23 protein-coding genes and 1 pseudogene are annotated in these 26,440 nt (G+C 71.2%); 15 read left to right on the top strand and 9 right to left on the bottom strand.

Annotated elements, in window-relative coordinates; all coding sequences use genetic code 11:
- Positions 1 to 243: pseudogene (locus E1264_RS19165) on the bottom strand (hypothetical protein); the annotation flags it as partial.
- A complete protein-coding gene (locus E1264_RS19160) occupies positions 240 to 743 on the bottom strand; it encodes a hypothetical protein (protein ID WP_132175351.1) in 504 nt (167 codons plus the stop codon). The gene E1264_RS19160 and the pseudogene E1264_RS19165, both read right to left, overlap by 4 nt.
- Positions 744 to 998: 255 nt before the next feature.
- Here E1264_RS19160 and E1264_RS19155 point away from each other — a divergent pair, with 255 nt between their 5' ends.
- The 3 genes from E1264_RS19155 (at position 999) to E1264_RS19145 (ending at position 3,853) form a co-directional block, all read left to right on the top strand.
- Entirely contained in the window at positions 999 to 1,874 is an 876-nt protein-coding gene (locus tag E1264_RS19155) for an SMP-30/gluconolactonase/LRE family protein (RefSeq protein ID WP_243711018.1), read from the top strand.
- A gap of 96 nt (positions 1,875 to 1,970) precedes the next feature.
- The gene (locus E1264_RS19150; RefSeq protein ID WP_132175347.1) at positions 1,971 to 2,633 is read left to right on the top strand and encodes a response regulator transcription factor; all 663 of its coding nucleotides are present in this window, start codon (positions 1,971 to 1,973) and stop codon (positions 2,631 to 2,633) included.
- On the top strand, positions 2,630 to 3,853 hold the full coding sequence (locus tag E1264_RS19145) for a HAMP domain-containing sensor histidine kinase (RefSeq protein WP_243711017.1): 1,224 nt from the start codon (positions 2,630 to 2,632) through the stop codon (positions 3,851 to 3,853). The genes E1264_RS19150 and E1264_RS19145 overlap by 4 nt, the downstream gene beginning before the upstream one ends.
- On the opposite strand, the gene E1264_RS19140 is transcribed toward E1264_RS19145, so the two are convergent.
- Positions 3,850 to 5,568: an AMP-binding protein gene (locus tag E1264_RS19140; protein ID WP_347813408.1), complete on the bottom strand. Its 1,719-nt coding sequence runs from the start codon at positions 5,566 to 5,568 to the stop codon at positions 3,850 to 3,852. The genes E1264_RS19145 and E1264_RS19140 overlap by 4 nt on opposite strands.
- A 150-nt stretch (positions 5,569 to 5,718) precedes the next feature.
- Between E1264_RS19140 and E1264_RS19135 the strand changes: the two genes are divergently transcribed.
- Together E1264_RS19135 and E1264_RS19130 are read left to right on the top strand one after the other, a co-directional pair.
- Positions 5,719 to 6,921, top strand: a complete 1,203-nt coding sequence (locus E1264_RS19135; protein ID WP_132175345.1) for a thiolase family protein — start codon at positions 5,719 to 5,721, stop codon at positions 6,919 to 6,921.
- A complete protein-coding gene (locus tag E1264_RS19130) occupies positions 6,918 to 9,008 on the top strand; it encodes a 3-hydroxyacyl-CoA dehydrogenase NAD-binding domain-containing protein (RefSeq protein WP_207936014.1) in 2,091 nt (696 codons plus the stop codon). The genes E1264_RS19135 and E1264_RS19130 overlap by 4 nt, the downstream gene beginning before the upstream one ends.
- Here the strand turns inward: E1264_RS19130 and E1264_RS19125 are convergent.
- Complete coding sequence (locus tag E1264_RS19125) at positions 8,995 to 9,801, bottom strand: hypothetical protein (protein ID WP_207936013.1); 807 nt, start codon at positions 9,799 to 9,801, stop codon at positions 8,995 to 8,997. The two genes, E1264_RS19130 and E1264_RS19125, sit on opposite strands and share 14 nt — an antisense overlap.
- A 230-nt stretch (positions 9,802 to 10,031) precedes the next feature.
- Here E1264_RS19125 and E1264_RS19120 point away from each other — a divergent pair, with 230 nt between their 5' ends.
- From E1264_RS19120 to E1264_RS19110, 3 genes are all read left to right on the top strand, one after another.
- Positions 10,032 to 11,516 (top strand): amino acid permease, encoded by a 1,485-nt coding sequence (locus E1264_RS19120; protein ID WP_132175339.1) that lies wholly within the window; start codon positions 10,032 to 10,034, stop codon positions 11,514 to 11,516.
- A 60-nt stretch (positions 11,517 to 11,576) separates the two neighbouring features.
- Complete coding sequence (locus E1264_RS19115; RefSeq protein ID WP_132175337.1) at positions 11,577 to 12,938, top strand: FAD-dependent oxidoreductase; 1,362 nt, start codon at positions 11,577 to 11,579, stop codon at positions 12,936 to 12,938.
- A 71-nt stretch (positions 12,939 to 13,009) separates the two neighbouring features.
- The gene (locus E1264_RS19110; protein ID WP_132175335.1) at positions 13,010 to 13,375 is read left to right on the top strand and encodes a hypothetical protein; all 366 of its coding nucleotides are present in this window, start codon (positions 13,010 to 13,012) and stop codon (positions 13,373 to 13,375) included.
- Positions 13,376 to 13,383: 8 nt separating this feature from the next.
- Here the strand turns inward: E1264_RS19110 and dxs are convergent, their stop codons facing one another.
- Entirely contained in the window at positions 13,384 to 15,321 is a 1,938-nt protein-coding gene (gene dxs, locus E1264_RS19105) for a 1-deoxy-D-xylulose-5-phosphate synthase (RefSeq protein WP_132175333.1), read from the bottom strand.
- A 149-nt stretch (positions 15,322 to 15,470) separates the two neighbouring features.
- Here dxs and idi point away from each other — a divergent pair, with 149 nt between their 5' ends.
- The 5 genes from idi (at position 15,471) to E1264_RS19080 (ending at position 19,965) form a co-directional block, all read left to right on the top strand.
- Positions 15,471 to 16,049: an isopentenyl-diphosphate Delta-isomerase gene (gene idi, locus E1264_RS19100; protein ID WP_132175331.1), complete on the top strand. Its 579-nt coding sequence runs from the start codon at positions 15,471 to 15,473 to the stop codon at positions 16,047 to 16,049.
- A 173-nt stretch (positions 16,050 to 16,222) separates the two neighbouring features.
- Positions 16,223 to 17,539: an ABC transporter substrate-binding protein gene (locus E1264_RS19095; RefSeq protein WP_132175329.1), complete on the top strand. Its 1,317-nt coding sequence runs from the start codon at positions 16,223 to 16,225 to the stop codon at positions 17,537 to 17,539.
- Positions 17,540 to 17,543: 4 nt separating this feature from the next.
- A complete protein-coding gene (locus tag E1264_RS19090; RefSeq protein ID WP_243711016.1) occupies positions 17,544 to 18,437 on the top strand; it encodes a sugar ABC transporter permease in 894 nt (297 codons plus the stop codon).
- A gap of 29 nt (positions 18,438 to 18,466) precedes the next feature.
- Positions 18,467 to 19,276: a carbohydrate ABC transporter permease gene (locus tag E1264_RS19085; RefSeq protein ID WP_132175353.1), complete on the top strand. Its 810-nt coding sequence runs from the start codon at positions 18,467 to 18,469 to the stop codon at positions 19,274 to 19,276.
- 248 nt (positions 19,277 to 19,524) lie between these two features.
- Positions 19,525 to 19,965: a hypothetical protein gene (locus E1264_RS19080; protein ID WP_132175327.1), complete on the top strand. Its 441-nt coding sequence runs from the start codon at positions 19,525 to 19,527 to the stop codon at positions 19,963 to 19,965.
- Here the strand turns inward: E1264_RS19080 and mug are convergent.
- From mug to E1264_RS19065, 3 genes are read right to left on the bottom strand one after another with little or no spacing between them, the layout of a single operon-like run.
- A complete protein-coding gene (gene mug / locus E1264_RS19075) occupies positions 19,931 to 20,515 on the bottom strand; it encodes a G/U mismatch-specific DNA glycosylase (protein WP_132175325.1) in 585 nt (194 codons plus the stop codon). The genes E1264_RS19080 and mug overlap by 35 nt on opposite strands.
- Positions 20,515 to 21,234: a sulfite exporter TauE/SafE family protein gene (locus tag E1264_RS19070; protein WP_132175323.1), complete on the bottom strand. Its 720-nt coding sequence runs from the start codon at positions 21,232 to 21,234 to the stop codon at positions 20,515 to 20,517. Before E1264_RS19070 ends, mug begins: the two co-directional genes overlap by 1 nt.
- Before the next feature lie 27 nt (positions 21,235 to 21,261).
- Complete coding sequence (locus E1264_RS19065) at positions 21,262 to 22,200, bottom strand: aldo/keto reductase (RefSeq protein ID WP_132175321.1); 939 nt, start codon at positions 22,198 to 22,200, stop codon at positions 21,262 to 21,264.
- 74 nt (positions 22,201 to 22,274) lie between these two features.
- On the opposite strand from E1264_RS19065, the gene E1264_RS19060 reads away from it, so the two are divergent.
- On the top strand, positions 22,275 to 22,895 hold the full coding sequence (locus E1264_RS19060; protein ID WP_132175319.1) for a LysE family translocator: 621 nt from the start codon (positions 22,275 to 22,277) through the stop codon (positions 22,893 to 22,895).
- 42 nt (positions 22,896 to 22,937) lie between these two features.
- Here E1264_RS19060 and acnA read toward each other — a convergent pair whose 3' ends face one another.
- The gene (gene acnA, locus E1264_RS19055; RefSeq protein ID WP_132175317.1) at positions 22,938 to 25,703 is read right to left on the bottom strand and encodes an aconitate hydratase AcnA; all 2,766 of its coding nucleotides are present in this window, start codon (positions 25,701 to 25,703) and stop codon (positions 22,938 to 22,940) included.
- Positions 25,704 to 25,925: 222 nt separating this feature from the next.
- On the opposite strand from acnA, the gene E1264_RS19050 reads away from it, so the two are divergent.
- On the top strand, positions 25,926 to 26,440 hold a 515-nt coding region (locus tag E1264_RS19050; protein ID WP_132175315.1), incomplete at its 3' end, for a hypothetical protein.

The raw sequence follows: 26,440 nt of genomic DNA, 5'->3' as shown, positions 1-26,440 counted from the left end.
CTTTTCGGGCGCCCACGTCACGACCCCGGACGCGCCCGTCCACACCTCCCGGACACCGTCGTGGGTGAGCTTCCCGTCGACCGTCTCGGTATCGACGAGATCCCCCCGGCTGACCGCGACGGTCCGCAATTTCACCGCGTTCCCGGCCTGAGCCTCGCCGCCGTCCATCGTCCAGGCCAGCGCACTTCCCCCGCCGACCACCACCACGACGGCCACACCACCCGCGACCGCCCCGCGCCTCATTTCCGGGCCCCTGGCAGGCTCCCCTTGCACGCCTTGCGCGCCTTCTCGATCGCCTCCAGGCTGAGGTCCCCCGTCGGAATCTTGATCTGCCCGTCCGGCCCCGGATCGGGGACGTTCACCCCGTGCTCGCGCATGCACTGCGCGAACTTGACGTACTGGTCACGGGTCTTCGGGTCCTTGAGATCGGGCATCTTCCCGCCGGCCTTCAGCCACGACCGGCATTTCTCCAGCGCCGCCTCAAGCTTCTTCCGGTCGTGCCCCTTGCCCAGCCGCATCGACTTCTGGTCGGCGCCGGGATCGGGAACGTCCACCCCGTTCTCCCGCATGCACTGCGCGAACTTGAGCTGCGCGTCCTCCGGCGAAAGCGACGCCGAGGCAGAGGCCGACACCTTGGCCGCCGCCGACCCACCGGCACTCGCCACCCCACCCCCTTCATCACTCCCGCACCCGGCGACGACGAACACGACCGCGATCATCACGGCCCACATCCGATTCCTCATCACGTCCTCTCCCCCGAGGCCGCACGCCCCGGACGAAGGCTCATGACACCCACCAAGGGGTTAAACCCGCATTAGCGGTGTGGGGGATCTTGGGAGGGGTGGTATTGGCTGAGCGTGCCGATAATGCGTGCCATGGGGGCCTTGAGCAGGTATTTGACGGGGTGCCTGGCGGCGGCTCGGGTAATGGGTCTGGCTCGGCGGGGGCTCGTGCGGGACGTTGATGCCATGTGGTCTCGAATTCTCAGCACTGCACTGATGGTCGGGGTTCTGGTTCCCCTCGGGGCGTCCGCGCACGGGGACGTGGCGGCGCCGCCGGATCGGATCGCGTTGCCGGCGGGGTTCCAGCCCGAAGGGATCGCGGCCGGGCCCGGGAAGGTGGCGTTCCTCGGCTCGCGGGCCACGGGGGCGATCTACCGGGCCGATCTGCGGACCGGCGAGGGGCAGGTGATCAATCCGGGGCCGGGCACGCCCTCGCTCGGCATGAAGACGCAGGGGCACCGGCTGTACGTGGCCGGAGGGCGGGGCGGTGACGCGCGCATCATCGACACGCGGACCGGCGCGGTCCTGCGGTCGTTCAAGCTCACGACGAAGACGGCGTTCGTCAACGACGTCACCGTCGGGGCGGACGGCGCGTACCTCACCGACTCGACCAATCCCCAGCTCTACCGGATCCCGCTCGACGAGGACGACGCGGCGGACGTGAAGACAATCCCGCTGAGCGGCGACCTCGTCTTCCAGCAGGGCTTCAACGCCAACGGCATCGCCGCGCTGCCGGACGGGAAGTCGCTCATCGTCATCCAGTCCAACACCGGCAAGATCTTCAAGGTCGACGCGCAGACCGGTGTCGCAAAGACGATCGACCTAGGCGGCGAGGTCCTGACCGCCGGGGACGGGATCCTGCTCGACGGCCGGACCCTGTACGCCGTGCAGAACGCGCTCAACACCGTGGCCGTCATCGAGCTGAACGAGGACGCCACCGCGGGGAAGGTCGTCAAGAAGCTGACCGATCCGCGGTTCGACGTTCCCACGACCGTGGCGAAGTCCGGGCAGACGCTGTACCTCCCGAACGCCCGGTTCAGCACTCCGCCGACCCCGGACACGCCGTACGACATCATCGCCGTCCAGTCGTGACCTCTGGCCTTCTGTCCGGCGTCCCCGGTGGCGGGGTGAACCCGCCGCCGGGTTTCCTTACCGGCGTTTAACCTCCCGCCGGTCATGCTCGGCGGCATGCGTGTTCTGATCGTCGAGGACGAGCGGGTGCTCGCGGACGCGATCGCCGAGGGGCTCCGCGACGAGGCGATGGCCGTCGACGTGGTGTACGACGGCGACGACGCGTTGGAGCGGGCGTCCTACAACGAGTACGACGTGGTGGTCCTCGACCGCGACCTGCCGACCGTCCACGGCGACGACGTGTGCCGCGAGCTGGTGGAGCGGCGCAGCCGGGCACGGATCCTGATGCTGACCGCGTCCGGCGACGTCGACGACCGGGTGGACGGGCTGTCCCTCGGCGCCGACGACTACCTCCCGAAGCCGTTCGTGTTCGGCGAGCTGGTGGCGCGGGTGCGGGCGCTGGCGCGCAGGTCCGGGCCGCCGGTGCCGCCGGTGCTGGAGCGGCGCGGCATCCGGCTCGACCCCCACCGGCGGAAGGTGGCGCGCGACGGCCGGGAGCTGCGGCTGACGAACAAGGAGTTCGCCGTGCTGGAGGAGCTGATGCGGGCGGAGGGCGGTGTCGTGAGCGCGGAGCGGCTGCTGGAGCGGGCGTGGGACGAGAACATCGACCCGTTCAGCAACATCGTCCGGGTCACGATGGCGACGCTGCGCCGCAAGCTGGGCGGGCCGCCGGTGATCGAGACGGTGACGGGCTCCGGATACCGGCTGGAGGCGCGATGACCGGCGCGAGGCCCCGGCTGAGCGTCCGGACGCGGCTCACGTTGGTGTACGGGTCGCTGTATCTCGTCAGCTCGGCGGTTCTGGTCGCGGTGACGTATCTGCTGACCGTCCACACGATGGACCAGCGCCTCACGATGGCGGGCGACGACATCAGCCCGGCGGCCTTCACGCGGCTGCGCGACCTGGCGTCCCAGGGTGACGTGAGCGCGCTGGTGGAGCTGAAGGCGGAGGCGAACCGGCGGGTCGCCGAGCAGAAGCGCGAGGTGCTGGAGCAGCTGCTGCAGAGCTCGCTGGTCACGATGCTGGTGCTCGGCGTCCTCGCGGTGGCGATCGGGTACGTGGTGGCGGGGCGGATGCTGCGGCCGCTGCACGCGGTGACGGCGACGGCGCGGCGGCTGTCGGAGAGCAACCTGCACGAGCGGATCGCCCTGGACGGCCCGCAGGACGAGATCAAGGACCTGGCCGAGACGTTCAACCGGATGTTGGACCGGCTGAACCGCGCGTTCGACGTCCAGCGCCGCTTCGTCGCGAACGCCTCGCATGAGCTGCGCACGCCGCTGACCATCAACCGGACGGTCCTGGAGGTCGCGCTGGCGAGCCGGAAGAGCCCGCCGGAGACGAAGGCGCTCGCGGACGTGCTGCTCGGCAACACCGCCCGGCACGAGCGGCTCATCGACGGGCTGCTGACGCTGGCCCGCTCCGAGCGGGACCTCGCGGCGCGGACCGCGACGCCGCTGCCCGACGTGGTGCACGGCGCGCTCGGCCATCTCGACGACCTGGCCGACGAGACGGGCGTGGACGTGGAGGCGCGGCTGGCGCCCGCGGTCGTGACCGGCGATCCCGTCCTGCTGGAGCGCTGCGCGGTGAACCTGCTGGAGAACGCGGTGAAGTACAACGTGCGGGACGGGCGGGTGTGGGTCCGCACCGGGGTGCAGGGCGGCGCCGCGTTCTTGCAGGTGGTCAACACGGGGCGGCCCGTCCCGTCGTACGAGGTGGGGACGATCTTCGAGCCGTTCCGGCGGCTGCGCCCCGATCGGGCGACCCGGGACCGGACGGGGTCGGCGGACGGCACGGGCCTCGGGCTGTCGATCGTCCGGGCGGTGGTGGAGGCGCACGGCGGCACGATCGAGACGGTCCCGCGGGACGGCGGCGGGCTGTCGATCACCGTGCGGCTGCCCGTGTCCGAGCGGCCCGTCCCGGCGCCGGCCGGGGTGCCCTAGCTCGCCGCCTCGGCGGCGGGCGGCTGCTGCGGCTGCGCGTGCCGGCCCGGGCGCGGCCATTCGACGCGGCCCTCCGGCGCGGGACGGCCGGGGCGCGCCGCCAGCCAGCGGTGCACGACCTTGCCGGTCGCGTTGCGGGGCAGCTCGGCGATGAAGTGCACCTCGCGTGGCACCGCGTACCGGGCGACGTGGGCGCGCACGTACTCGCGGACCGCCTCCGCCTCCAGCCGGGCCCCGGGCCGCAGGACGACGTACGCCGCGAGCCGCTGCCCCCACGCGTCGTCGGGCACGCCGACCACGGCGACCTCGTGGATCTCCGGGATCCGCAGCAGCGCGTCCTCCACGTCGCGGGGGACGACGTTCTCGCCGCCCGATACGATCACGCCGTCGCGGCGCCCGGCCACGAACAGCAGCCCGCGCTCGTCGATGTGCCCGAGGTCGCCGGTGGCGAGCAGCCCGTCGCGGACCTCCATCGGCTCGCCGCCCGTGTACCCCTCGAACAGCAGCTCGTTCGCGGCGAATATCTGCCCGATGGCGGCGCGGCCGAGCCGCCCGCCCTGCGCGTCGAGGATCTCCAGCGCGGTGTTGCGGGGCGGCCGCCCGGCGGTGCGCGGGTCGAGCCGCAGGTCGCGCGGGGTGGCGATGGACACCCAGGACACCTCGGTGGAGCCGTACACGTTGTAGAGCCGGTCGCCGAACTCGTCCATGACGCGGGTGGCGAGGTCGCCGGGCAGCGCGGCGCCGCTGAGCGCGAGGATCCGCAGCGAGGACGTGTCGTAGAGCGCGCGGACCTCGGGCGCGAGGTCGAGGATGCGCTGGAGCATCACGGGGACGGCGAACACGGCCGTCTCGCGGTGGGAGGCGATCGCCCGCAGCGTCCGCTCGGGGTCGAAGCGGCGGTGCAGGACGACCGGTGCTCGCAGCGCCCACGCCATCTGCAGCGCGGCGTACCCCCAGGTGTGGAACAGCGGCGCCTCGACGATCATCGTCTGGCGGGCGCGCAGCGGGATCCGGGACGTCATCGAGGCGAGCGGCCAAAGCCCGGGGCGGGGCGGCCGGCGGGCGCCCTTCGGGCGTCCGGTGGTGCCGGAGCTGAGCATGATGGTGCGGCTCTGGATCTGCGGCGCCGCGGCGGCGGTCTCGCCCGCCGGGACGGACCGGACGATCCCGTCCAGGCCGGGCTCGCGGTCGGTCCACAGGACCGTCCGGCGCAACGCGATGGGCACGTCGGCGAGCAGCGGCGCGAACTCGGTGTCGGCGACGAGCAGGTCGGGCCGCAGCTCGCCGAGCACGGCGCGGAGCTGGCCGGTGCCGAAGCCGGTGTTGAGCAGGACGACCTCGGCGCCGCGCCGGCTGCACGCGACGAGCGTCTCGACCATCCCGCGATGGTTGCGGCAGAGCACCCCGACGCGCGGGCGGGGGCCGCTCAGCGGGAGCCCGGCGGCGAGCCGCGCGGCGCGCTCGTCGAGTTCGGCGAAAGTGACGGCGCCGTCGTCGTCGATCAGCGCGAGGCGGGACGGGGAGCGGGCGGCGGACGAGGCGACGAGCCCGGCGAGGGTGGTGCCCCAGTGCCGGACGGCGCGCAGCTGCCGGCCGATCCGGCGGGGGCCGCCGGAGAACAGGAGCCCGGTCTTCAGCAGGAGGGCGGCGAGATCACGGATGTGCCCGATCCGCCGGCGCATCCCCGGCCGGTACGCGGGCCTCGCATGCGTCACCGCGGCCTCCTCCGGCGATTTCACGCCACGCTATCCACCGGTTCACATGCCGGACAAGGCACAGGTGCGAGGCGATCCGGACGTCAGTGGTTACTGACGAGTAGCATTGCGGTGAGGAGCACACCGGACCCATCGCAGGGAGGACGACCCGTGCCTCGCACCGCACGCGACGTCGTGTTCGTCGACGGCGTACGCACACCGTTCGGCAAGGCGGGCCCCAAGGGCCTGTACGCGCAGACCCGCGCCGACGACATGGTCGTCCGCGCGATCCGCGAGCTGCTGCGCCGCAACCCGTCCCTGCCGCCCGAGCGGGTGGACGAGGTCGCCGTCGCCGCCACCACCCAGACCGGCGACCAGGGCCTCACCATCGGGCGGTCCGCCGCCGTGCTGGCCGGGCTGCCGAAGAGCGTCCCCGGCTACGCGATCGACCGGATGTGCGCGGGCGCGATGACGGCCGTGACCACGACCGGCGCCGGGATCGCGTTCGGCTCGTACGACGTCGCCATCGCGGGCGGCGTCGAGCACATGGGACGGCACCCGATGGGCGAGGGCGTCGACCCGAACCCGCGGTTCCTCGCAGAGAAGCTCGTCGACCCGTCCGCCCTGGTCATGGGCTCGACGGCGGAGAACCTGCACGACCGGTTCCCCGGGATCAGCAAGGCGCGCGCGGACGCCTACGCCGTCCGGAGCCAGCAGAAGGTCGCCGCCGCCTACGCCGCCGGGAAGATCCAGCCCGACCTCGTCCCGACCGCGATCCGCTCGGCCGAGAAGGGCTGGGGCCTCGCGACGGAGGACGAGCCGCCGCGTCCCGGCACCACGCTGGACGACCTGGCCGCGCTGAAGACGCCGTTCCGGGTGCACGGCAACGTCACGGCCGGGAACGCCGCCGGGCTCAACGACGGCGCGACCGCCTGCCTGCTGGCCGCCGAGGACGTCGCCGCCGAGCTCGGCCTGACCCCGAAGATGCGCCTGGTCGACTTCGCGTTCGCCGGCGTCGAGCCGGAGGTGATGGGCGTCGGGCCCGTCCCCGCGACCGAGAAGCTCCTCGCCCGCAACGCGCTGACCATGGACGACATCGGCCTCATCGAGATCAACGAGGCGTTCGCGGTGCAGGTGCTGGCGTTCCTGGAGCACTTCAAGGTCGCCGACGACGACGCGCGCGTGAACCCGTGGGGCGGCGCGATCGCGCTCGGGCATCCGCTCGCCTCGTCCGGCGTCCGGCTGATGAACCAGCTCGCCCGCCTATTTGAGGAGCGCCGAAACGTCCGGTTCGGACTGACCACGATGTGTGTGGGCATGGGCATGGGCGGAACGGTCCTGTGGGAGAACGCCAATTGGGAGGGCTCGCGGTGAGCAGCTTCGGAGAACTCTTCGCTGACGAGGTCGTGACGCGCGCCCATGTCAGGGACGTGACGCTGCCCCTCGGCGCGGGCACGCTGGCGCTCATCACGCTCGACAACGGGCACGACCACACCAAGCCCAACACGTTCGGCCCGAACGGCCTCGCCGAGCTGGACGCCGCCCTCGACACGATCGCCGCGCGCGACGACGTCGCCGCCGTCGGCGTCACCGGCAAGCCGTTCATCTTCGCCGTCGGCGCCGACCTCAACGGCGTCCCGCTGATCCGGAGGCGGGAGGACGCCGCGGCCATCGCCCGGCTCGGGCACGACGTGTTCCGGCGGTTCGGGGAGCTGGACGTCCCGTCGTTCGCGTACTACAACGGCGCGGCGATGGGCGGCGGAGTCGAGCTCGGGCTGCACTGCACCTACCGGACGATCTCGTCCGGCGTCCCGGCGTTCGCGCTGCCCGAGACGTTTCTCGGCCTGGTGCCCGGCTGGGGCGGGACGTACCTGCTCCCGAACCTGATCGGCGCGGAGAAGGCGCTCAAGGTCGTCATCGAGAACCCGCTGTCGCAGAACCGGATGCTGAAGGGCCCGCAGGCGTACGAGCTGGGCATCGCGGACGCGGTCTTCGAGCCGGCCGACTTCCTGGAGGAGTCGCTCGCCTGGACGGCGCGCGTCCTGAACGGCGAGATCACCGTCCGGCGGGCCGAGGTCGACACGGGCAAGGCGTGGGACGACGCCGTCGCCATGGCCCGCTGGAACGTGGACGGCAAGCTCCACGGCGCGGCCCCGTCCTACCTGAGGGCCCTCGATCTCGTCGCCGCCGCCAAGGACCGCACCCGCGACGAGGGCTTCGCCGCAGAGGACGAGGCGCTCGCCGACCTCATCATGAGCGACGAGCTGCGCGCCGGGCTGTACGCGTTCGACCTCACCCAGAAGCGCGCGAAGAAGCCGGCCGGGGCGCCCGACGCGTCGCTCGCCTACTCGGTCACCAAGGTCGGCATCGTCGGCGCGGGGCTGATGGCGTCGCAGCTTGCGCTGCTGTTCGCGCGCCGCATGGAGGTCCCGGTCGTGCTGACCGACCTCGACCAGGAGCGGATCGACAAGGGCGTCGGCTACGCGCACGGCGAGATCGACAAGCTGCTCGGCAAGGGCCGCGTCTCGCCCGACAAGGCGAACCGGCTCAAGTCGCTGATCACCGGCTCGCTCGGCAAGGACGCCTTCGCCGACGCCGACTTCGTCATCGAGGCCGTCTTCGAGGAGATGTCGGTCAAGCGGAAGGTGTTCGCCGAGGTCGAGGAGTACGTCTCGCCCGAGTGCGTCCTCGCGACCAACACCTCGTCGCTGTCGGTGAGCGAGATGGCGTCCGGGCTCAGGCATCCCGAGCGCGTGGTCGGCTTCCACTTCTTCAACCCGGTCGCGGTGCTGCCGCTGCTGGAGATCGTCCGGGGCACCGCGACGGACGACGCCACGCTGGCCACCGCGTTCGCGACGGGCAAGGCGCTGAAGAAGTCGTGCGTGCTGGTCAAGGACGCCCCCGCGTTCGTCGTCAACCGCGTCCTGCTGCGGCTGCTCGCCGAGATCGTCCGGGCGGTGGACGAGGGCACGCCCATCGAGACCGCCGAGCGGGCCGCGCGGCCGCTCGGCCTGCCGATGCCGCCGTTCGTGCTGATGGGGCTCGTCGGCCCGGCGATCGCGCTGCACGTGAACGAGACCCTGCACGCCGCGTTCCCGGACCGGTTCCCGCTGTCGGACAACCTGGCGAAGCTGGTCGCGTCCGGCAAGTCCGGCGTGTACCTGCCCGACTTCTCCCTCGACCCCGAGGCCGTGGAGATCTTCGGGGGCGGGGGCAGCCCGTCCAGCGAGGAGCAGGTCCTCGACCGGGCGCTGGCGGCGCTCGCCGGCGAGATCCGCATCATGCTGGACGAGGGCGTCGTCGCGGCCCCGCAGGACATCGACCTCTGCATGATCCTCGGCGCGGGCTGGCCGTTCCACCTCGGCGGGATCACCCCGTACCTGGACAGGGCGGGCATCTCCGAGCGGGTGACGGGACGCCGGTTCCTGGAGCCGGGCGTCGCGTCCGTCACTCCCGGTTGATCTGGTCGCTGTCCTCGTCGATCGGGTCGGTCGGCTTCACCCCGACGGCCTCCAGGGCCGGGTCGCCGAGCAGCTCGTCGATCAGCCCGGCGGGGCCGCCGGCGTAGGTCGAGTCGAAGTCGACGTCGGTCGCGACGCACCAGGAGCGGTCGGCGGGCCAGAACAGGTTGGGCGACTGCGGGAAGAAGAACCCGGCCGTGCGCTGCCCCAGGTCCATGGCGGCGGCGAGCGGGCCCTCGAACATCACGTAGTCGCGCCAGGGCAGCCGGACCCGCGGCACCTCGTCGAACGCGGGCGCCGTCGCCGCCACCTCCCGGCCCGGGCCCGACGCGTCCGGCCGGGTGTCGGGCAGGGACTCCAGCAGGACCATGGAGGACGCGGCGTCCGCGATCCAGGACCAGCCGTCCCACAGGCAGAAGCGGCACCGGTCCGGAGTGCCGGTGTGGCGGGCGAGGACGGCGCACAGCGCGCTCAGCATCGGCTGGAACAGCTCGCCGCGCTCGGGCGGTTCGTCCCAGGGCGGCGGGCCCTGTCCCGCCCCGCGCGCCGGGCGGGCCAGCGCCTTGAACTGGACGCCCGGATGCATCGCGCGCCCCGTCCACCTGGCCACCTCGCGCCAGGGAACCGGCTCACCGTGCGGCGAGTCGGCGGGATGGAGGATGCGGGCGTAGGCGTCGAACCGGCCGGGCAGCAGGGCCCGGACGTCCGCGTCGAAATCGCCCATCTCCGCTTCCAGCCAGGCCGCGGGCGAGGTGTCGGTCATCAGGCGGAGCCGGGAAGGACGATCGGTCACGCGGGTCACCCCCATGCGGTTTCCGCCCGGTGCCGGACGGCCCCCCTGCACATTCTCGCTCGGGTCCGCGACGGCGGCGAGCGCTGATCGCGCGGACGGCGGTTCCGCCTCCGGCGAGAGTCACCGCCCGCCCGGCGACGACCCGTACACCGCAACATAAGCCGTCTCCGAACGGGCATAGGCCTCACGGCCGTAACGATCACGCAACCGGGGGCGAAAGGGCGGGGAGGATGACTCTGCTGCGCACGAAGTCGGTCGAACAGTCGATACGCGACACGGAGGAGCCCGGGCACCGGCTCCGGCGCGCCCTGTCGGCACTGGACCTGACCGTGTTCGGCGTCGGCGTCATCGTCGGGACCGGCATCTTCGTGCTGACCGGCCAGGTCGCCCGGGACAAGGCCGGGCCCGCGGTCGCGCTGTCGTTCATCCTCGCCGCCGTGGTGTGCGGGCTCGCGGCGCTGTGCTACGCCGAGTTCGCCTCGACCGTCCCGGTGGCCGGGTCGGCGTACACCTTCTCCTACGCCACGCTCGGCGAGTTCCCGGCGTGGATCATCGGCTGGGACCTCATCCTGGAGATGGGCCTGGCCGCGGCGGTCGTGTCGGTCGGCTGGTCAGGCTACTTCGCGGCGCTGCTGGACGACGTCGGCGTGACGATACCGGAGTCCATCTCGGCACCGCCGGGCGACGGCGGGACGGTCAACGTCCCGGCGATCGGGCTCGTGCTGGCGGTGACGGCGCTGCTCGTGCTCGGCATCAAGGTCTCCTCGCGGGTCAACGCGGTGGTCGTCGCGATCAAGGTGTCCGTGGTCCTGCTGGTGATCATCGCCGGGCTGTTCTACGTCAAGGGCGCCAACTACGACCCGTTCATCCCGCCGTCCAAGCCGACCGAGGAGGCGGGCGGCCTCACCGCGCCGCTGATGCAGGTGCTGTTCGGGGCCACGCCCGCCACGTACGGCTGGCTCGGCATCTTCTCCGCCGTCGCGATCGTGTTCTTCGCCTACATCGGCTTCGACATCGTCGCCACCGCCGCCGAGGAGGCGCGCCGGCCGCAGCGGGACCTGCCGATCGGGCTCATCGGCTCCCTCGTCATCACCGCGATCCTGTACGCGGCCGTGTCGATCGTCGTCGTGGGCATGCAGCACTACTCGGAGCTGAGCACCGAGGCGCCGCTCGCGGACGCGTTCAAGGCGAACGGGCACTCCGTGTACGCCACGATCATCGACGTCGGCGCCGTCGCCGGGCTCATCACCGTCGTGATGATCCTGCTGCTCGGGATGAGCCGGATCCTGTTCGCGATGGGCCGGGACAAGCTCCTGCCCGCCTGGCTGTCGGCCGTCCACCCGCGGTTCGGGACCCCGTACCGGTCCACGATCCTCATGGGCGTGATCGCCGCGGTGCTCGCCGGGTTCATCCCGCTCGCCGAGCTGGCGGAGCTGGTCAACATCGGGACGCTGTTCGCGTTCCTGGTCGTCTCGGTCGCGGTCGTCATCCTGCGCCGCACCCGCCCGGAGCTGCCGCGCGCGTTCCGGACGCCGTGGGTTCCGGTCATCCCGATCCTGTCGGTGCTGGCATGCCTGTTCGTGATGATCAACCTGCCGGTGGAGACGTGGCTGCGGTTCCTGGCGTGGCTGGCCATCGGCATCGTCGTCTACGCCCTGTACGGCTACCGGAACAGCCGGCTGCAGCGGTCCAGCGAACCCGCCAAGAAACTCTGACACGCTCCGTGATCGGGGTCACGGTGTCGTTTTCCGCGCCGGATGGGCACAATGGCGCGCATGGCTCAACCTGTGCGCGTCGCGGTGATCGGCTCGGGACCGGCGGGGATCTACGCCGCCGAGGCCCTCGTCAAGCAGACGGAGGGCGACGTCCGGGTGGACGTCTTCGACCGGCTGCCGTCGCCGTACGGGCTCGTCCGCTACGGCGTCGCGCCCGACCACAAGTCGATCAAGTCGATCGCCCGGTACCTGCAGAAGGTGCTGGAGACGCCGGGCGTCCGGTTCTTCGGCTGCGTGGAGCTGGGCCGTGACCTGAGCCGCGCCGACCTGCTGGACTGCTACGACGCCGTGATCTACTCCACCGGCGCGATGGTGGACCGGCACATGCGCATCCCGGGCGAGGACCTGCCCGGCAGCATCGCCGCGACCGACTTCGTCAACTGGTACTGCGGGCACCCCGACGCCGCCGACCACGAGTTCGACCTGTCGGTCGAGGAGGTCGCGGTGATCGGCGTCGGGAACGTGGCCGTCGACGTCGTCCGGATCCTCGCCAAGACGGCGGACGAGCTGCGCGACACCGACGTCCCCGAGCAGGTCATCGAGGTGCTGTCGCGCAGCCGCGTCAAGCGCGTGCACATGATCGGGCGGCGGGGCCCGGCACAGGCGAAGTTCACCACCAAGGAGGCCCGGGAGCTGGGCGAGCTGCCGAACGCGGGCATCCACGTCAGCCCCGAGGACATGGACCTCGACCCGGCGAGCGCCGAGCTCGCCGAGACCGACCGGCACGTCCGCGGCAACGTCAAGGTCCTGAACACGTGGACCGCGGAGCCGCCCGCCGACCGCCTCCGCCGCATCGACGTGCGGTTCTGGCGCGCCCCCGCCGAGATCATCGGCACCGACCGCGTCGAGGGGCTCCGGCTGGAGAGGACCCGCCTGGACGACACCGGCCGCGTCACCGGCACCGGCGAGTTCGAGACGCTGCCCGTCGGGATGGTGCTGCGGTCGGTCGGCTACCAGAGCGTCCCGCTGGACGGCGTCCCGTTCGACGAGCGCACCTCCACGGTCCCGAACGAAAGCGGCCGCATCCTCGGCCCGGACGGGAGCCCGGTCCCCCGCGAGTACGTCGCGGGCTGGATCAAGCGCGGGCCGACCGGCGTCGTCGGGACGAACAAGTCCGACGCCGCCGAGACCGTCCGCAACCTCCTGGAGGACGTGCACGGCGAAGGGGCGGGACCGCGGACGCCGCCGAAGCTCACCATCGAGGAGCTGCTGGAATCGCGGGGCCTGCGCGTCGTCACCTACGACGACTGGCTCAACCTCGACGCCGCCGAGATCGCCCTCGCCCGCGCGCTCGACCGCGGCGAACGCGTCAAGCTGGCCCGCTGGGAGGCGATGACGTCCGCGTGCCGCGGAAGGGAATAATTCGACTTCCCGGTAATAACTCGCCTCGAAGGTAGTGACGGACATGTCACGCTAGCGCTACGGTGCGGCCTGTGACCGGCGGTCCAGAACTGTACGGGTTCCCCCCACCCGAGACGGTGCCCGACCTCAGGTGGCTCGGCCCCGACTACGTTTCCGTACTCGTGTACGACCTGACGCAGGGCCTCCTGCGCCAGGATCCGCGCACGTCCGTGATGGGCGTGCGGTGCGAGGGCGAGCCCCGGCTCGAGCCCTCGGTCGACACCTCCGGCGTCATCCGCGCCCATGACGCCAGCTTCCCGCTCCAGGTCTTCGTCCGCGACGGCGCCGGGCGCCCGTGGCGGCTGCGCGGGAGATGGACGTACTCGGGCCGCGAGCTGGGCACGTCCGCGGCGTCCATCACCCACTTCTGGCAGCTGCTGTCCGCCGAGGGGGTCTAGACCGGGATCTAGTCGCGTTCGGACGACTCCCGGTCCTGCTCGGCGGGGGCGTGCGTGTCGGGCGAGGTGATCCGCGCGACGTGCTCGGTGATGTCGCGGGCGAGGGCCTGCGGGGTCAGGCCGATGTCGGCGAGGATCTCGCCGCGGGCGGCGTGGTCGAGGAACTCCTGCGGGATCCCGAACGTGCGGATCGGGGCGTCGACGCCCTCGTCGCGCAGCAGCCGCGCGACCGCGTCGCCGACGGCGCCGGTGCGGCCGTTGTCCTCCGCGACGGCGACGAGCGCGTGCTCGCGGGCGAGCCCGGCGAGCTCCGGGTCGAGCGGCTTCACCCACCGCGGGTCGACGACCGTGACGCCGATGCCCTGGGCGGCGATCAGCTCGGCGGCCTCGACCGCGGGCGTCGCCATCGACCCGGCCGCGACCAGCAGGACGCGGGTGCCGTTCGAGCCGTCGTGGCGGGCGAGGACGTCCATGCCGCCGACCTGGTCGACGGCCTCGATGTCGGCGGCGGCGGGGCCCTTCGGGTAGCGGATCGCGGTGGGGCCGTCCGACACGGCGACGCATTCGCGCAGCAGCTCGCGCAGCCGGGCGCCGTCGCGCGGGACGGCGATGCGCATGCCGGGGACGAGCTGCAGGATCGACAGGTCCCACATGCCGTTGTGGCTGGGGCCGTCGTCGCCGGTCACGCCGGAGCGGTCCAGGGCGAAGGTGACGGGCTGCCCGTGCAGGGCCGTGTCCATGAGGACCTGGTCGAACGCGCGGTTGAGGAACGTCGCGTACACGGCCACGACCGGGTGCAGCCCGCCCATCGCGAGCCCGGTGGCGGAGGTGACCGCGTGCTGCTCGGCGATGCCGACGTCGAAGATGCGCTCGGGGAACGCCTCGGCGAACGGCGCGAGCCCGGTCGGGTGGAGCATCGCGGCGGTGATGGCGACGACGTCGCGGCGCTCGCGGCCGATCGCGACCATCTCCTCGCCGAAGACCTTCGTCCAGGCGGGACCGCCCGCCTTGCGGACGAACTGCCCGGTGGCGGGGTCGAACGCGCCGCCGCCGTGCATGCAGTCTTCCTCGTCGTTCTCGGCGGGGGCGTAGCCGCGTCCCTTGGTGGTGATGCAGTGCACGATCACGGGACGGCCGAACCCGCGGGCCCGGCGCAGCGCGCGCTCGACGGCGTCCTCGTCGTGGCCGTCGATCGGGCCGACGTACTTGATGCCGAGGTCCTCGAACATGGCCTGCGGCTGGAGGACGTCCTTGATGCCCTTCTTGATGCCGTGCAGCGCCTCGTAGGCGACGTTGCCGACGACCGGCGCGCGCGGCACGGTCTTCTTGATGAGGTCGAGCGCGTTCTCGTAGCCCTGCGTGACGCGCAGCTGGGCCAGGTGGGAGGCGAGGCCGCCGATCGTCGGCGAGTACGAGCGGCCGTTGTCGTTGACGACGATGATGACGGGACGGTCGGCGCCCGCGGCGATGTTGTTGAGCGCCTCCCAGCACATGCCGCCCGTCAGCGCGCCGTCGCCGACGACCGCGACCACGGCCCGGTCGGTCTCACCGCGGATCTGGAACGCCTTGGCGAACCCGTCGGCGTAGGACAGGGCGGGCGAGGCGTGCGAGTTCTCGATGATGTCGTGGTCGGACTCGGCGCGGCTCGGGTACCCCGACAGGCCGCCGCGCTTGCGCAGCCGCTCGAAGTCGTGGCGCCCGGTCAGCATCTTGTGCACGTACGCCTGGTGGCCCGTGTCGAACAGAATCTTGTCGTGCGGCGAGTCGAAGACCCGGTGCAGCGCGATCGTCAGCTCGACCGCGCCGAGGTTCGGCCCGAGGTGGCCGCCCGTCTTGGAGACCGCCTGGACGAGGAACTCGCGGATCTCCTCCGCGAGCCGAGTCAGTTGAGCGGCGTCCAGTCGTTTGAGGTCGTCGGGACCTGTGATCGACTCCAGCAGGCTCACTCGTGTCAACTCCTCCGTCGGGGACCGGGCTCCCCTGGCTCGGGCCGTTCCGAGTTTAATCCCGGTTCGCCCGCGACGCGCCGGAGGGCCGCTGCCCCCGGGGTGTGAAACGGCTGACCCCGGCGGCGCGCATGGGGTAGGACTTGAGCATGGCTGTCGAAGAGATCGTGCTGCTCAACGCGGACGACGAGGCCGTCGGAACGGCTCCGAAGGGCGCGAGCCACCATAGGGACACGCCGTACCACCTGGCCTTTTCCTGCTATGTCACGGACACGGAGGGTCGCGTGCTGATCACTCAGCGCGCGCTGGGCAAGCGGACGTTCCCCGGCGTGTGGACGGGAAGCTGCTGCGGCCATCCCGGCCCGGGCGAGAAGCTCCGCGACGCCGTCCTGCGGCGGCTCCGCGACGAGCTGGGCATCCGGGACGCCGACCTCATGTCCGTCCTGCCCCGGTTCCAGTACCGGGCCGTCGCGGCGGACGGGACCGTCGAGAACGAGCGCTGCCCGGTCGTGCGCGCGACCGTCCCTGCGGACACCGCCGTCCGGCCGAACGCCGACGAGGTCGAGCAGGCCGAGTGGTGGACGTGGGACCGGTGCCTGGAGCTGGCCGGGCGGCCCGAGTCGTCGCCGTGGTACCGCCTCCAGCTCGCCGAGCTCGCTCCCCTCGGCGCGCCCCCGGACTGGCCGGACGCGGGCCCCGCCGACCTGCCGCCCGCCATCGCCTGGTAGCTCCCGCACCCCGCGATCGGTGGCTCCCGCGCTCGGAAGCCCCCGCATCGGTCGCGCTCTGTAGCGGAGCGTGGCGCTCGCATCACCGCTAGATCACTTTTCCGTCCCCGGTGTTGACCCGCCCGGGCGTCCGAACGGACGCTTGCTTTTCCGGGGAACGGAGGAATCGGACGATGCGACTACGTGCTCCCAGGACCCGCCGGACGGTCTTCGCGGCCATGCTGATGACCGGCGCGATGACCGGCGCGCTCGCCCTGGCCGGCTGCGGCGCGAACGAGGGCGACGGCTCGGACGACGCGTCCCGGGTCGAGGTCTTCTCCTGGTGGACCGGTCCGGGCGAGGCCGACGGGCTGAAGGCCATGCAGGCCGACTTCGAAAAGAAGAATCCCGGCACGAAGTTCGTCAACGCGGCCATCGCCGGCGGGTCGGGGACGCAGGCGAAGGCCGTCCTGGCGAGCCGCCTGCAGAACCGCAAGCCGCCGGACTCGTTCCAGGGCCACGCGGGCGCGGAGCTGCTCGACTACATCAAGGCCGGGCAGATCGAGCCGCTGGACGACTTCTACCAGCGGAACGGCCTGAAGTCGGTGTACCCGCAGCAGCTCATCGACCAGATCACCTACCAGGGCAAGATCTACTCGGTGCCGGTGAACATCCACCGGTCGAACGTCCTCTGGTACAACCCGGGCATCCTCCGGGACGCCGGGATCGCCGGGCCGCCGAAGACGGTCGCCGACTTCATCACCGCGCTGAAGGCCGTCAAGGAGAGGACGAAGAAGGTCCCGCTGTCGCTCGGCGCGCAGTGGACGGCCGACCACCTGCTGGAGAACGTCCTGCTCGGCGATCTCGGCACCGACGCCTACAACGCGCTGTGGAAGCCGGGCGCCGACTGGAACACCCCGGCCGTGACCAAGGCGCTGAACGACTTCGCCGAGATCATGAAGTACACGACGCTGGAGGCCGCGTCCACGGACTGGCAGGGCGCCGCGAAGGCCGTCGTGGACGGCAAGGCCGCGTTCAACATCATGGGCGACTGGGCGTACGGCTACTTCGTCGGGAACGCGCCGAACGGCCTCGGCAAGAAGCTCGACACCGATTTCAAGTACGCGGCGGCGCCCGGCACCGAGGGCACCTACCTGTGGCTGTCGGACAGTTTCACCCTCCCCAAGGGCGCGCCGCACCGGGGCGGGGCCCTCGCGTGGCTGAAGGAGGTGTCCAGCAAGGAGGGGCAGGACCTCTTCAACCCGAAGAAGGGCTCCATCCCGGCCCGCAAGGACGCCGACAAGAGCCTCTACACGGGGTACCTGAAGGACGCTTTCGAGCAGTGGAACAGCCCGGACATCAAGCTGGCGGGCTCGTTCTGGCACGGCGTGAACGCCAACAACAAATGGCACGCCGACATCGACACCGCGGTGGGCCTGTTCCTCCAGAACAAGGACGCGGCCAAACTGCAACAAGGGCTGGTGAGCGCCGCCAAGAACAGCGGCCTGTGAACCGGTGAAGCTCCGCCGTAGCAGGAAATGGCTGCCGGGTCTGCTGCTGCTCTCGCCGTCCATCGTCGCGATCGGCCTGTTCGTCTACGGGCTCATCTTCTGGAACACGCGGGTCGCGCTGAGCGGCAAGCACGACGAGGTCAGCGAGTACGGGTTCGACAAGGGCCGGAACTTCGTCGACCTGTGGGACCAGCCGAGCTGGCCGGGCGCGGTGCAGAACGCCCTGGTGTTCACGGCCGTGTTCGTCGCCGGCGCCCTGGCGCTCGGCGCGTTCCTGGCGTTCCTGATGGACAAGGGGATCCGCGGCGAGGCGTCGTTCCGCGTCATCTACCTGTTCCCGATGGCGGTGTCGTTCATCGCCAGCGGCGTGGTGTGGCGCTGGCTGATGAACCCGGCGCCGCCTGACCGCGCGGTCGGGTTCAACCAGCTGTTCGACAAGCTGCACCTGGGGGCGCTGGCGAACAGCTGGTGGCAGGACCCGACGTGGGGCATGGCGGCGATGGCCCTCCCCGCCATCTGGCAGATGTCCGGGTATGTCATGGCCTTGTATCTGGCGGGGTTCCGGAGCGTGCCGGAGGAGCTGCGGGAGGCGGCGCGGGTGGACGGCGCGTCCGAGTGGAAGGTGTACCGCTACGTCGTGTTCCCGCAGCTCCGCCCGGTGACGCTGTCCGCGCTGATCATCCTCGGGCACATCTCGCTCAAGGTGTTCGACCTGATCATGGCGATCGCGGGCAAGCAGATCGTCACCTACGTCCCGGCCGTCGCCACCTTCGTGGAGATATTCGACCGGCACGACCCGGCCAACGGCGCCACGATCGCGACCTACCTGCTGGTGGCGGTCGCCGTCCTGGTGATCCCGTACCTGGTGTGGTCGGTGCGGGCGGAGCGGTCCCGGTGACGGCCCCGGCGCCCACCGCGGGCCGCCGGATGCGGGCGGTGAAGCTGGCCGTCCTGCTGGCCTTCGTCCTGCTGTTCCTGATCCCCGTCTACGTCCTGGTGGTCACGAGCTTCAAGCCGCTGGACGAGGCCGACGCGAGCAGCGCGTGGAGCCTGCCGGACAACTGGAGCACCTCCGGCTGGAGCGCCGCGTGGCACGACCTCCGCCCCGGCCTGGAGAACAGCGTCAAGATCGCCGTCACGGGCTCGGTGATCTCCGCCTTGCTCGGCTCGCTGAACGGCTACGTCCTGTCGAAGTGGCGCTTCCCCGGCTCGGACGTGGTCTTCACCCTGTTCCTGTTCGGCATGTTCATCCCGTACCAGGCGGTGATGATCCCGCTGGCCGGGCTGCTGACGGACATGGAGCTGTCCGGGACGATCCGCGGCCTGATCCTGGCCCACGTCGTCTACGGCATCCCGATCTGCACGCTGATCTTCCGGAACTACTACGTCACCGTCCCCGACGAGCTGATCGAGGCGGCCCGCGTGGACGGCGCCGGGATGCTCCGCACCTACTGGTCGATCATGCTGCCCGTCTCAGGCCCGGCCTTCGCCGTGACGCTGATCTGGCAGTTCACGTCCATGTGGAACGACTTCCTCTTCGCCGTCTTCCTCGGGACGCCCGACAGCTGGCCCGTCACGGTGACGCTGAACAACCTGGCCGGTTCGGGGGCGGTGGCCGTCCAGTACAACCAGCAGATGGCGTCGGCGCTGCTGGCGTCGCTGCCGACCGTCCTCGTCTACCTGCTGCTCGGACGCTTCTTCATGCGCGGCCTCATGGCGGGAGCACTGAAAGGGTGAGACACTCCTACCCGTCAACCTGACGACAACTTCGCGCGTCACATGGATGACCAGAGGAAATCGGATGGGAATCGAACGGCTTTCCGTTCGTCCCATATCACGACAGCGACCCGCTCGCCTCGTCCATTGGCAATTCCTGCGGGATGCGCCTAACCTCTCGGGCATCACTACGCGGTGTACCGGCGTCTCGCCGGGCCTCGGGGGATCCCGTGGTGGTGCAGGGACGGGAGAGCACCGGAGGTGACCGCGTGCAGGCGATCAGTGTTCAGCAGCCCTGGGCCTTCACGATCGCACGCGGCGGCAAGACCGTCTCGAACCAGAGCCTGCCGACCGCCTACCGCGGCCCGCTGCTGATCCACGCCTCCATGCGCGTCGACCTGAAGGCCTGCGACTCCCCGCTCATCCAGGCAGCCGGCTGGGACCCCCGCGACCCGCTCGCCACCATCGGCGCCGTCATCGCGATGGCCGACCTCGACGACGTCTGCTCGGCCACGGTCGCGGGCGGCGCCTGCGACTGCGGCCCCTGGTCGGAGCCGGGGACCTACCACTGGCGCCTCGCGGGCGTCCGGGCCCTCCCCCGCCCGATCGTGGCCCTCGGCCGCCCGGGCCTGTGGGAGCCGAAGCCCACCCTCGTCCAGGTGGTCACGACCATGCTCACGGCGGCGGCCGCTCTGGACCGCACGCCCTGAGCGCATCGGCGGCCTCGCGGAGCCGGCCGAACTCGGCGGCGATCCGGTCGATCGGCCACGACGCGTTCAGCCCGCTCGGATTGGGCAGGACCCACACCTTCGCGTCCCCGAACGAGTCGTCCTGCGGACCGATCTGAGTTCGCGGGCGTCCAAAAGCGGTGCGATAAGCGGTGACCCCGGCAACGGCTAGGTAAGTCGGGCGATAACGCTCGACAAGCCCGGCCAGCCGCCGCCCGCCCTCCCGGAGCTCGGCATCGGTCAGCTCGTCGGCGCGGGCGGTGGTCCGGTGCGCCAGATTGGTGATGCCGAGCCCGTAAGACGGCAGAAGCCCCTGCTCGGACGGGTCCAGAAGCCGATCGGTGAACCCCGACCGATACAACGCGGGCCAGAACCGATTTCCGGGACGCGCGAAGTGAAATCCAGTGGCCCCCGAGTAGAGCCCGGGGTTGATACCGCTGAAAAGCACCCGCAACGTCTCCCCTTCCGCGGGCAGAACGTCGTCGATGACCCGATCGCGAGCAGCCTCCAGTTCGGCCTTCGTAGGACGCATCACCCCAGATTACGGACGATGAGGATCAGCGCGGAGGTGCCGACGACGATGAGGAGGGTTCGGCGGAGGCGGCCGGCGTCCACGTAGCGGCGCAGCGGGCCGGCGGCCAGGTAGCCGGCGAGGACGAACGGGAGCAGCGCCAGCCCGGCGGTGACCTGGCGGGCGGGGAGCCGTCCGGCGAGCGCGAGGGCGGACAGGGAGAGCAGCGCGCTGGCGCTGAAGAACACGGCGAGGGTGGCGCGGACGCGGGGGCCGCTCTCCCGCTGGTAGAGGAGCGCGACGGGCGGGCCGCCGATGCCGGAGGCGGTGCCGGCGGTGCCGGAGATGATCCCGGCGGCGGTGAGCGTCCGGCGGTTGCGCGGGACCTCGCGGGACCAGCCGGTGGCGGCCAGCGCGCCGAGGACGAAGACACCGATCACGATGCCGAGGGCGCGGGTCGGGACGGCCGCGACCAGCAGGACGCCGAACGGCGTCCCGGCGAGGCGCCCGCCGAACGCCCACCCGATGCCGCGCAGGTCGGCGTGGTCCACCTCCTGCGCGAGGGTCGCGAGCGGCAGGAAGACCGAGAGCACGAGGATCGTGCCCGGCATCAGCGACGGGAACAGCATCGTCACGATCGGGGTCGCGACCAGCCCGACGCCGAGGCCGACGCTGCCCTGGACGACCGCGCCCAGCAGCGCGGCGAGCCCGGCGATCAGCAGGAATTCATAATCCGGCACGGCGTAGAACGGTACATGCCGGAGAATTCAGGCGGAGGCCTCCGAGAGGCGCCGGATCTGGTCATCCGTCAGCGTCGTGGCGGCGACGTCGATGAGCGGCGGGAGCTGGTCGAGGGTGCGGGCGCTGGCGATGGGCGCGGCGACGGTCGGCTGCGCGGCGAGCCAGGCGAGCGCGACGGTCGCGACGGCCTTGCCCTGCTCCTCCGCGACGATGTCGAGGGCGGCGAGGACCTTGCGGCCGCGCTCGGTGTCGAGGTGCCTGGCCGCGCTTCCGGCCCGCACGCTGTCGACGCCGGACCCGGGACGGTACTTGCCGGTCAGGAAGCCGGACGCGAGGCCGTAGTACGGGACGCAGGCCAGCCCGTGGCGTTCGGCGATGGCGCGGCGCTCGCCCTCGTAGGTGTCGCGGGAGACGAGGTTGTACTGCGGCTGGATGGCGACGTAGCGGGCGGTGCCCTCGCGTTCGCTGAACTCCAGGGACGCCTCCAGCCGGTCGAGCTCGATGTTGGACACCGCGATATGCCGGATCTTGCCCGCGGTGACGAGCTCGTCCAGCGCCGTCATGATCTCTTCGACGGGGACGGACGGGTCGTCGAAGTGCGTGTAGTAGAGGTCGATGCGGTCGGTACGGAGCCGTTTGAGCGAGTCGTCCACGGCCGCCTTGATCGTCGGCGCGGCCAGGCCCTGGTGGTCGGGGTGGCGGCCGCCCTTCGTCGCGATCACGAGGTCGTCGCGGTTGCGGCGGGCGGCCGTCCAGTCGCCGATGATGGTCTCGGACTCGCCGCCGCGGTTGCCCTCGACCCACGCGGAGTACTGGTCGGCGGTGTCGATGAAGGTGCCGCCGCCCCCGGCGTAGGCGTCCAGGATCTCGAACGAGCGGTCCCGGTCGGCGGTCCAGCCGAAGACGTTGCCGCCGAGCGCGAGCGGGAAGACGTCCAGGTCGCCGATCTTCTTCGTGTCAGCCATGGTCCGATCCAATCAAACGTTCCCGGCGGCCCGTGCCCGCCGCGGCGAGGACTATGCCTGGCAGAATGGAACGTATGTTCACGGCCTGTCTCGCCTTCGCCGCGGTGGCCGCCCTCGTGACGATCACCCCCGGCGTGGACACGATGCTCGTCCTCCGCACGACCGTGACCAGCGGGCGGCGAACGGGCTATCTCGCCGGAACCGGGGTGGCGGCGGGCCTGCTGTGCTGGGCGGCGGCGAGCGCCGCCGGGCTGACCGCGCTGCTGGCCGCGTCGCGGATCGCGTTCGACGTGCTGCGCGTCGCGGGCGCGTGCTACCTGCTGTGGCTGGGCGGGCAGGCGCTGTGGAAGGCCCGCCGCAGGACGCGGGACTCGGAGGAGGCGCCGGACGCGAGCGTCTCCGGCCGCACCGCGCTGCGCACCGGCCTGACGAGCAACCTGCTGAATCCCAAGGTCGGCGTCTTCTACATGAGCATGCTCCCGCAGTTCATCCCGCAGGGCGCCCCGACGTTCGGGACGAGCATGCTCTTCGGCGCCATCCACGTCGCCGAGGTGCTGGTGTGGCTGGGGCTCGTCGTCGTCGCGGCGAGCGCGGCGCGGCGCGTCCTGTCGCGTCCGGCCGTGAAGCGCCGCCTGCAGCAGGTGACGGGCGTGGCGTTCATCGGCTTCGGCGTCCGCCTGGCCGTGGAACGCTGAAACGGGCCGCCCCCTTGCAGGAGCGGCCCGTTCTGTCGCGGCCTACTTGCGGAGGAGGTTGCGGAGGACGTACTGCAGGATGCCGCCGTTGCGGTAGTAGTCCGCCTCGCCGGGGGTGTCGATGCGGACGGTCGCGGTGAACTCCTTGCCGTCCGCCCTGACCGTGACCTCGTCGGGCACGCCGCCCTCGTTCAGCGCGGTGACGCCGGTGATGTCGAACGTCTCGGTGCCGGTGAGGCCGAGGGACTCGGCGGAGTCGCCGTCCCTGAACTGGAGCGGCAGGACGCCGAGGCCGATGAGGTTCGAGCGGTGGATGCGCTCGTACGACTCGGCGATGACGGCGCGGACGCCGAGCAGCGCGGTGCCCTTCGCGGCCCAGTCGCGCGACGACCCGGAGCCGTACTCCTTGCCCGCGATGACGACCAGCGGCGTGCCCTGCGCGGCGTAGTTCTGCGCGGCGTCGTAGATGAACGCCTGCGGCGCGCCGTCCTGGGTGAAGTCGCGGGTGTAGCCGCCCTCGACGTCGTCCAGAAGCTGGTTGCGGAGCCGGATGTTGGCGAACGTCCCGCGGATCATGACCTCGTGGTTGCCGCGGCGCGAGCCGTAGGAGTTGAAGTCCTTGACGGCGACGCCGTTGTCCTGGAGGTACTGCGCGGCGGGCGTGCCGACCTTGATGGACCCGGCCGGGGAGATGTGGTCGGTGGTGACCGAGTCGCCGAGCTTCGCCAGGACCCGCGCGCCGTGGATGTCGGTGACGGGCTCCGGCTCGGCGGTCATGCCGTCGAAGTACGGGGCCTTGCGGACGTAGGTGGACGACGGGTCCCACTCGAACAGGTCGCCGGTGGGGATGTCCAGGCCGGTCCAGCGCTCGTCGCCCTTGAAGACGTCGGCGTAGCTCTCGGTGAACATCTCCTGCCCGATGGACGACTCGACGATCGCGGCGACGTCCTCCGGCGCGGGCCAGATGTCGCGCAGGTACACCGGCCCGTCGGCGCCGTCGGCGATCGGGTCGTTGAGGATGTCGATGTCCATCGTCCCGGCCAGCGCGTAGGCGATGACCAGCGGCGGCGACGCGAGGTAGTTCATCTTCACGTCGGGGCTGATGCGGCCCTCGAAGTTGCGGTTGCCGGACAGCACCGCCGTGACCGCGAGGTCGTTGTCGTTGACGGCCTTGGAGATCTCCGGCTGCAGCGGCCCGGTGTTGCCGATGCAGGTGGTGCACCCGTACCCGACCAGGTTGAACCCGATCTTGTCGAGGTACGGCGTGAGGCCGGCCCGCTCCAGGTAATCGGTGACGACCTGCGACCCAGGCGCAAGCGAGGTCTTGACCCACGGCTTACGGGTCAGCCCCTTCTCGACCGCGTTCTTGGCCAGCAGCGCCGCCCCGATCATCACGTACGGGTTGGACGTGTTCGTGCACGACGTGATCGCCGCGACGGCGACATGGCCGTGGTCGAGCTCGAACGTCGCGCCGCCGTCCAGCGTGACGGAAACCCGGTTGTGCGGCCGGAACGAGCCGTTGGGGTCGACGTGCCGCGGCTTGTCACCGCTCGTGTCGTGGCTGATCGCGGGCGAGTCGGAGGCGGGGAAGGACTCGTTGGACGCCTCGTCCGCCGCGCCCTGGACGCTCGCGACGTAGTTCTGCACGTCCCGGCGCCAGGTCTGCTTGGCGTCCGACAGCGAGATCCGGTCCTGCGGGCGCTTCGGCCCGGCCAGGGACGGGACGACCGTCGCGAGGTCCAGCTCCATGTACTCGGAGAACTCGGGCTCCACCGACGGGTCGAGCCAGAGGCCCTGCGCCTTCGCGTACGCCTCGACGAGCGCGATCTGCTCCTCGCTCCGCCCGGTCAGCCGCAGGTAGCTGAGCGTCTCGTCGTCGATCGGGAAGATCGCGCAGGTGGACCCGAACTCGGGGCTCATGTTGCCGATCGTCGCCCGGTTAGCGAGCGGCAGGGCATGAACGCCCTCGCCGTAGAACTCGACGAACTTGCCGACGACGCCGTGCTGGCGCAGCATCTCGGTGACGGTCAGGACCAGGTCGGTAGCGGTCGTCCCGGCGGGCAGCTCGCCGCTCAGCTTGAAGCCCACCACGCGCGGGATGAGCATCGAGATCGGCTGTCCGAGCATCGCGGCCTCCGCCTCGATGCCGCCGACGCCCCACCCGAGCACGCCGATGCCGTTCTCCATCGTCGTGTGCGAGTCGGTGCCGACACACGTGTCCGGGTAGGCGACGCCGTCACGGTCGAACACCACGCGCGCCAGGTGCTCGATGTTCACCTGGTGGACGATGCCGGTGCCGGGCGGGACGACCTTGAACTCGTCGAAGGCCGTCTGCCCCCACCGCAGGAACTGGTACCGCTCACGGTTGCGCTCGTACTCGCGCTGCACGTTGCGCTCGAACGCGTCCGGCGAGCCGAAGTAGTCGACGATGACGGAGTGGTCGATGACCATCTCGGCGGGCGCCAGCGGGTTGATCTTGCTCGCGTCCCCGCCCAGATCCCGGACGGCCTCGCGCATCGTGGCGAGGTCCACCACGCACGGCACGCCGGTGAAGTCCTGCATGATCACGCGGGCCGGGGTGAACTGGATCTCCTTGCTCGGCTGGGCCTGCGGGTCCCACTGCGCGAGCGCGCGGATGTGCTCGGCCGTGACGTTCGCGCCGTCCTCGGTGCGCAGCAGGTTCTCCAGCAGCACCTTGAGGCTGTACGGGAGACGGGCCGCGCCCTCGACGGCGTCCAGCCGGTAGATGTCGTACGACCTGTCGCCCACCTGCAGCTTGTCAAGGCTGCCGAAGCTGTTCGCGGACACGGACTCCTCCTCCGTCACCACCGCGCGTCCGGTCCGGGACATGAGCGCGCGGGCATGTATCGATCTTCAGCGGGTTCGATGCTCGCCTACCTTGATCCTGCCTTAGTCGGGCCCCGGACCAAGAATCAGGGCCGCCTAACTTCCGCACCTTTTCTCTTGACGTCAAGCTATCTACAACTTATCTCGACATCAAGCTTCTTTGAACCCCCGTACGGTCGGGGCATGGGCGTCGACTGGTACCGGATGCGCCCCCGGTGCGACGCGGCCACCTTCGCGGCCGCGGCGAGGGCGCAGGCGGCGGACTTCGCGGCGTCCGGACACTGGTTCACCGACGAGTTCGGCCACCTGGACCCGCCCGCGCGCGCTCCCGGCCCAGACATCACCGCACTGGTGGACGTGGAGCCGGGCACCTCGCACCGCGTGATCGGCCTCGTGCTCACGCCGCTGCTGCCCGCCGAATGGCGCTTCGCCATGTACCGCAGCTTCCTCCCGGACGAACTGGGCCGCCAGGTGCGGCTGTGGCGCACCCATATAGCGGAGGCGAGAGCCGGCGAACACGAACCGTACCTGCGCGCCTGGTACACCTACGCGACCACGCGGCAGCTCACGGACCGCTGGACCGGGCTCCGCCACCTGGCGATGGACGCGGCCGGACGCACGAACGCCTGGGCGACCCGCCCGGCACTGGTCCATGTGCGCACCCGCATCCTGACCTGCCCGCCCCCCGAGCCGAGCCC

Origin of the sequence: Actinomadura sp. KC216, from assembly GCF_004348535.1 — a bacterium.
Classification (GTDB): Bacteria; Actinomycetota; Actinomycetes; order Streptosporangiales; family Streptosporangiaceae; genus Spirillospora.
The sequence above is the reverse complement of the archived record's forward strand: the minus strand, read 5'-3'. Positions and strand labels throughout refer to the sequence as shown.

Bases quoted from the DNA above. Each gene is read 5' to 3' on its own strand.
- E1264_RS19120 (WP_132175339.1), top strand. From the start codon at position 10,032: ATGACTCTGCTGCGCACGAAGTCGGTCGAACAGTCGATACGCGACACG.
- E1264_RS19160 (WP_132175351.1), bottom strand. From the start codon at position 743: ATGAGGAATCGGATGTGGGCCGTGATGATCGCGGTCGTGTTCGTCGTC.
- idi (WP_132175331.1), top strand. From the start codon at position 15,471: ATGGCTGTCGAAGAGATCGTGCTGCTCAACGCGGACGACGAGGCCGTC.
- E1264_RS19145 (WP_243711017.1), top strand. From the start codon at position 2,630: ATGACCGGCGCGAGGCCCCGGCTGAGCGTCCGGACGCGGCTCACGTTG.
- E1264_RS19085 (WP_132175353.1), top strand. From the start codon at position 18,467: ATGCGGGCGGTGAAGCTGGCCGTCCTGCTGGCCTTCGTCCTGCTGTTC.
- E1264_RS19115 (WP_132175337.1), top strand. From the start codon at position 11,577: ATGGCTCAACCTGTGCGCGTCGCGGTGATCGGCTCGGGACCGGCGGGG.
- E1264_RS19095 (WP_132175329.1), top strand. From the start codon at position 16,223: ATGCGACTACGTGCTCCCAGGACCCGCCGGACGGTCTTCGCGGCCATG.
- E1264_RS19155 (WP_243711018.1), top strand. From the start codon at position 999: ATGGTCGGGGTTCTGGTTCCCCTCGGGGCGTCCGCGCACGGGGACGTG.
- E1264_RS19060 (WP_132175319.1), top strand. From the start codon at position 22,275: ATGTTCACGGCCTGTCTCGCCTTCGCCGCGGTGGCCGCCCTCGTGACG.
- E1264_RS19065 (WP_132175321.1), bottom strand. From the start codon at position 22,200: ATGGCTGACACGAAGAAGATCGGCGACCTGGACGTCTTCCCGCTCGCG.
- E1264_RS19150 (WP_132175347.1), top strand. From the start codon at position 1,971: ATGCGTGTTCTGATCGTCGAGGACGAGCGGGTGCTCGCGGACGCGATC.
- mug (WP_132175325.1), bottom strand. From the start codon at position 20,515: ATGCGTCCTACGAAGGCCGAACTGGAGGCTGCTCGCGATCGGGTCATC.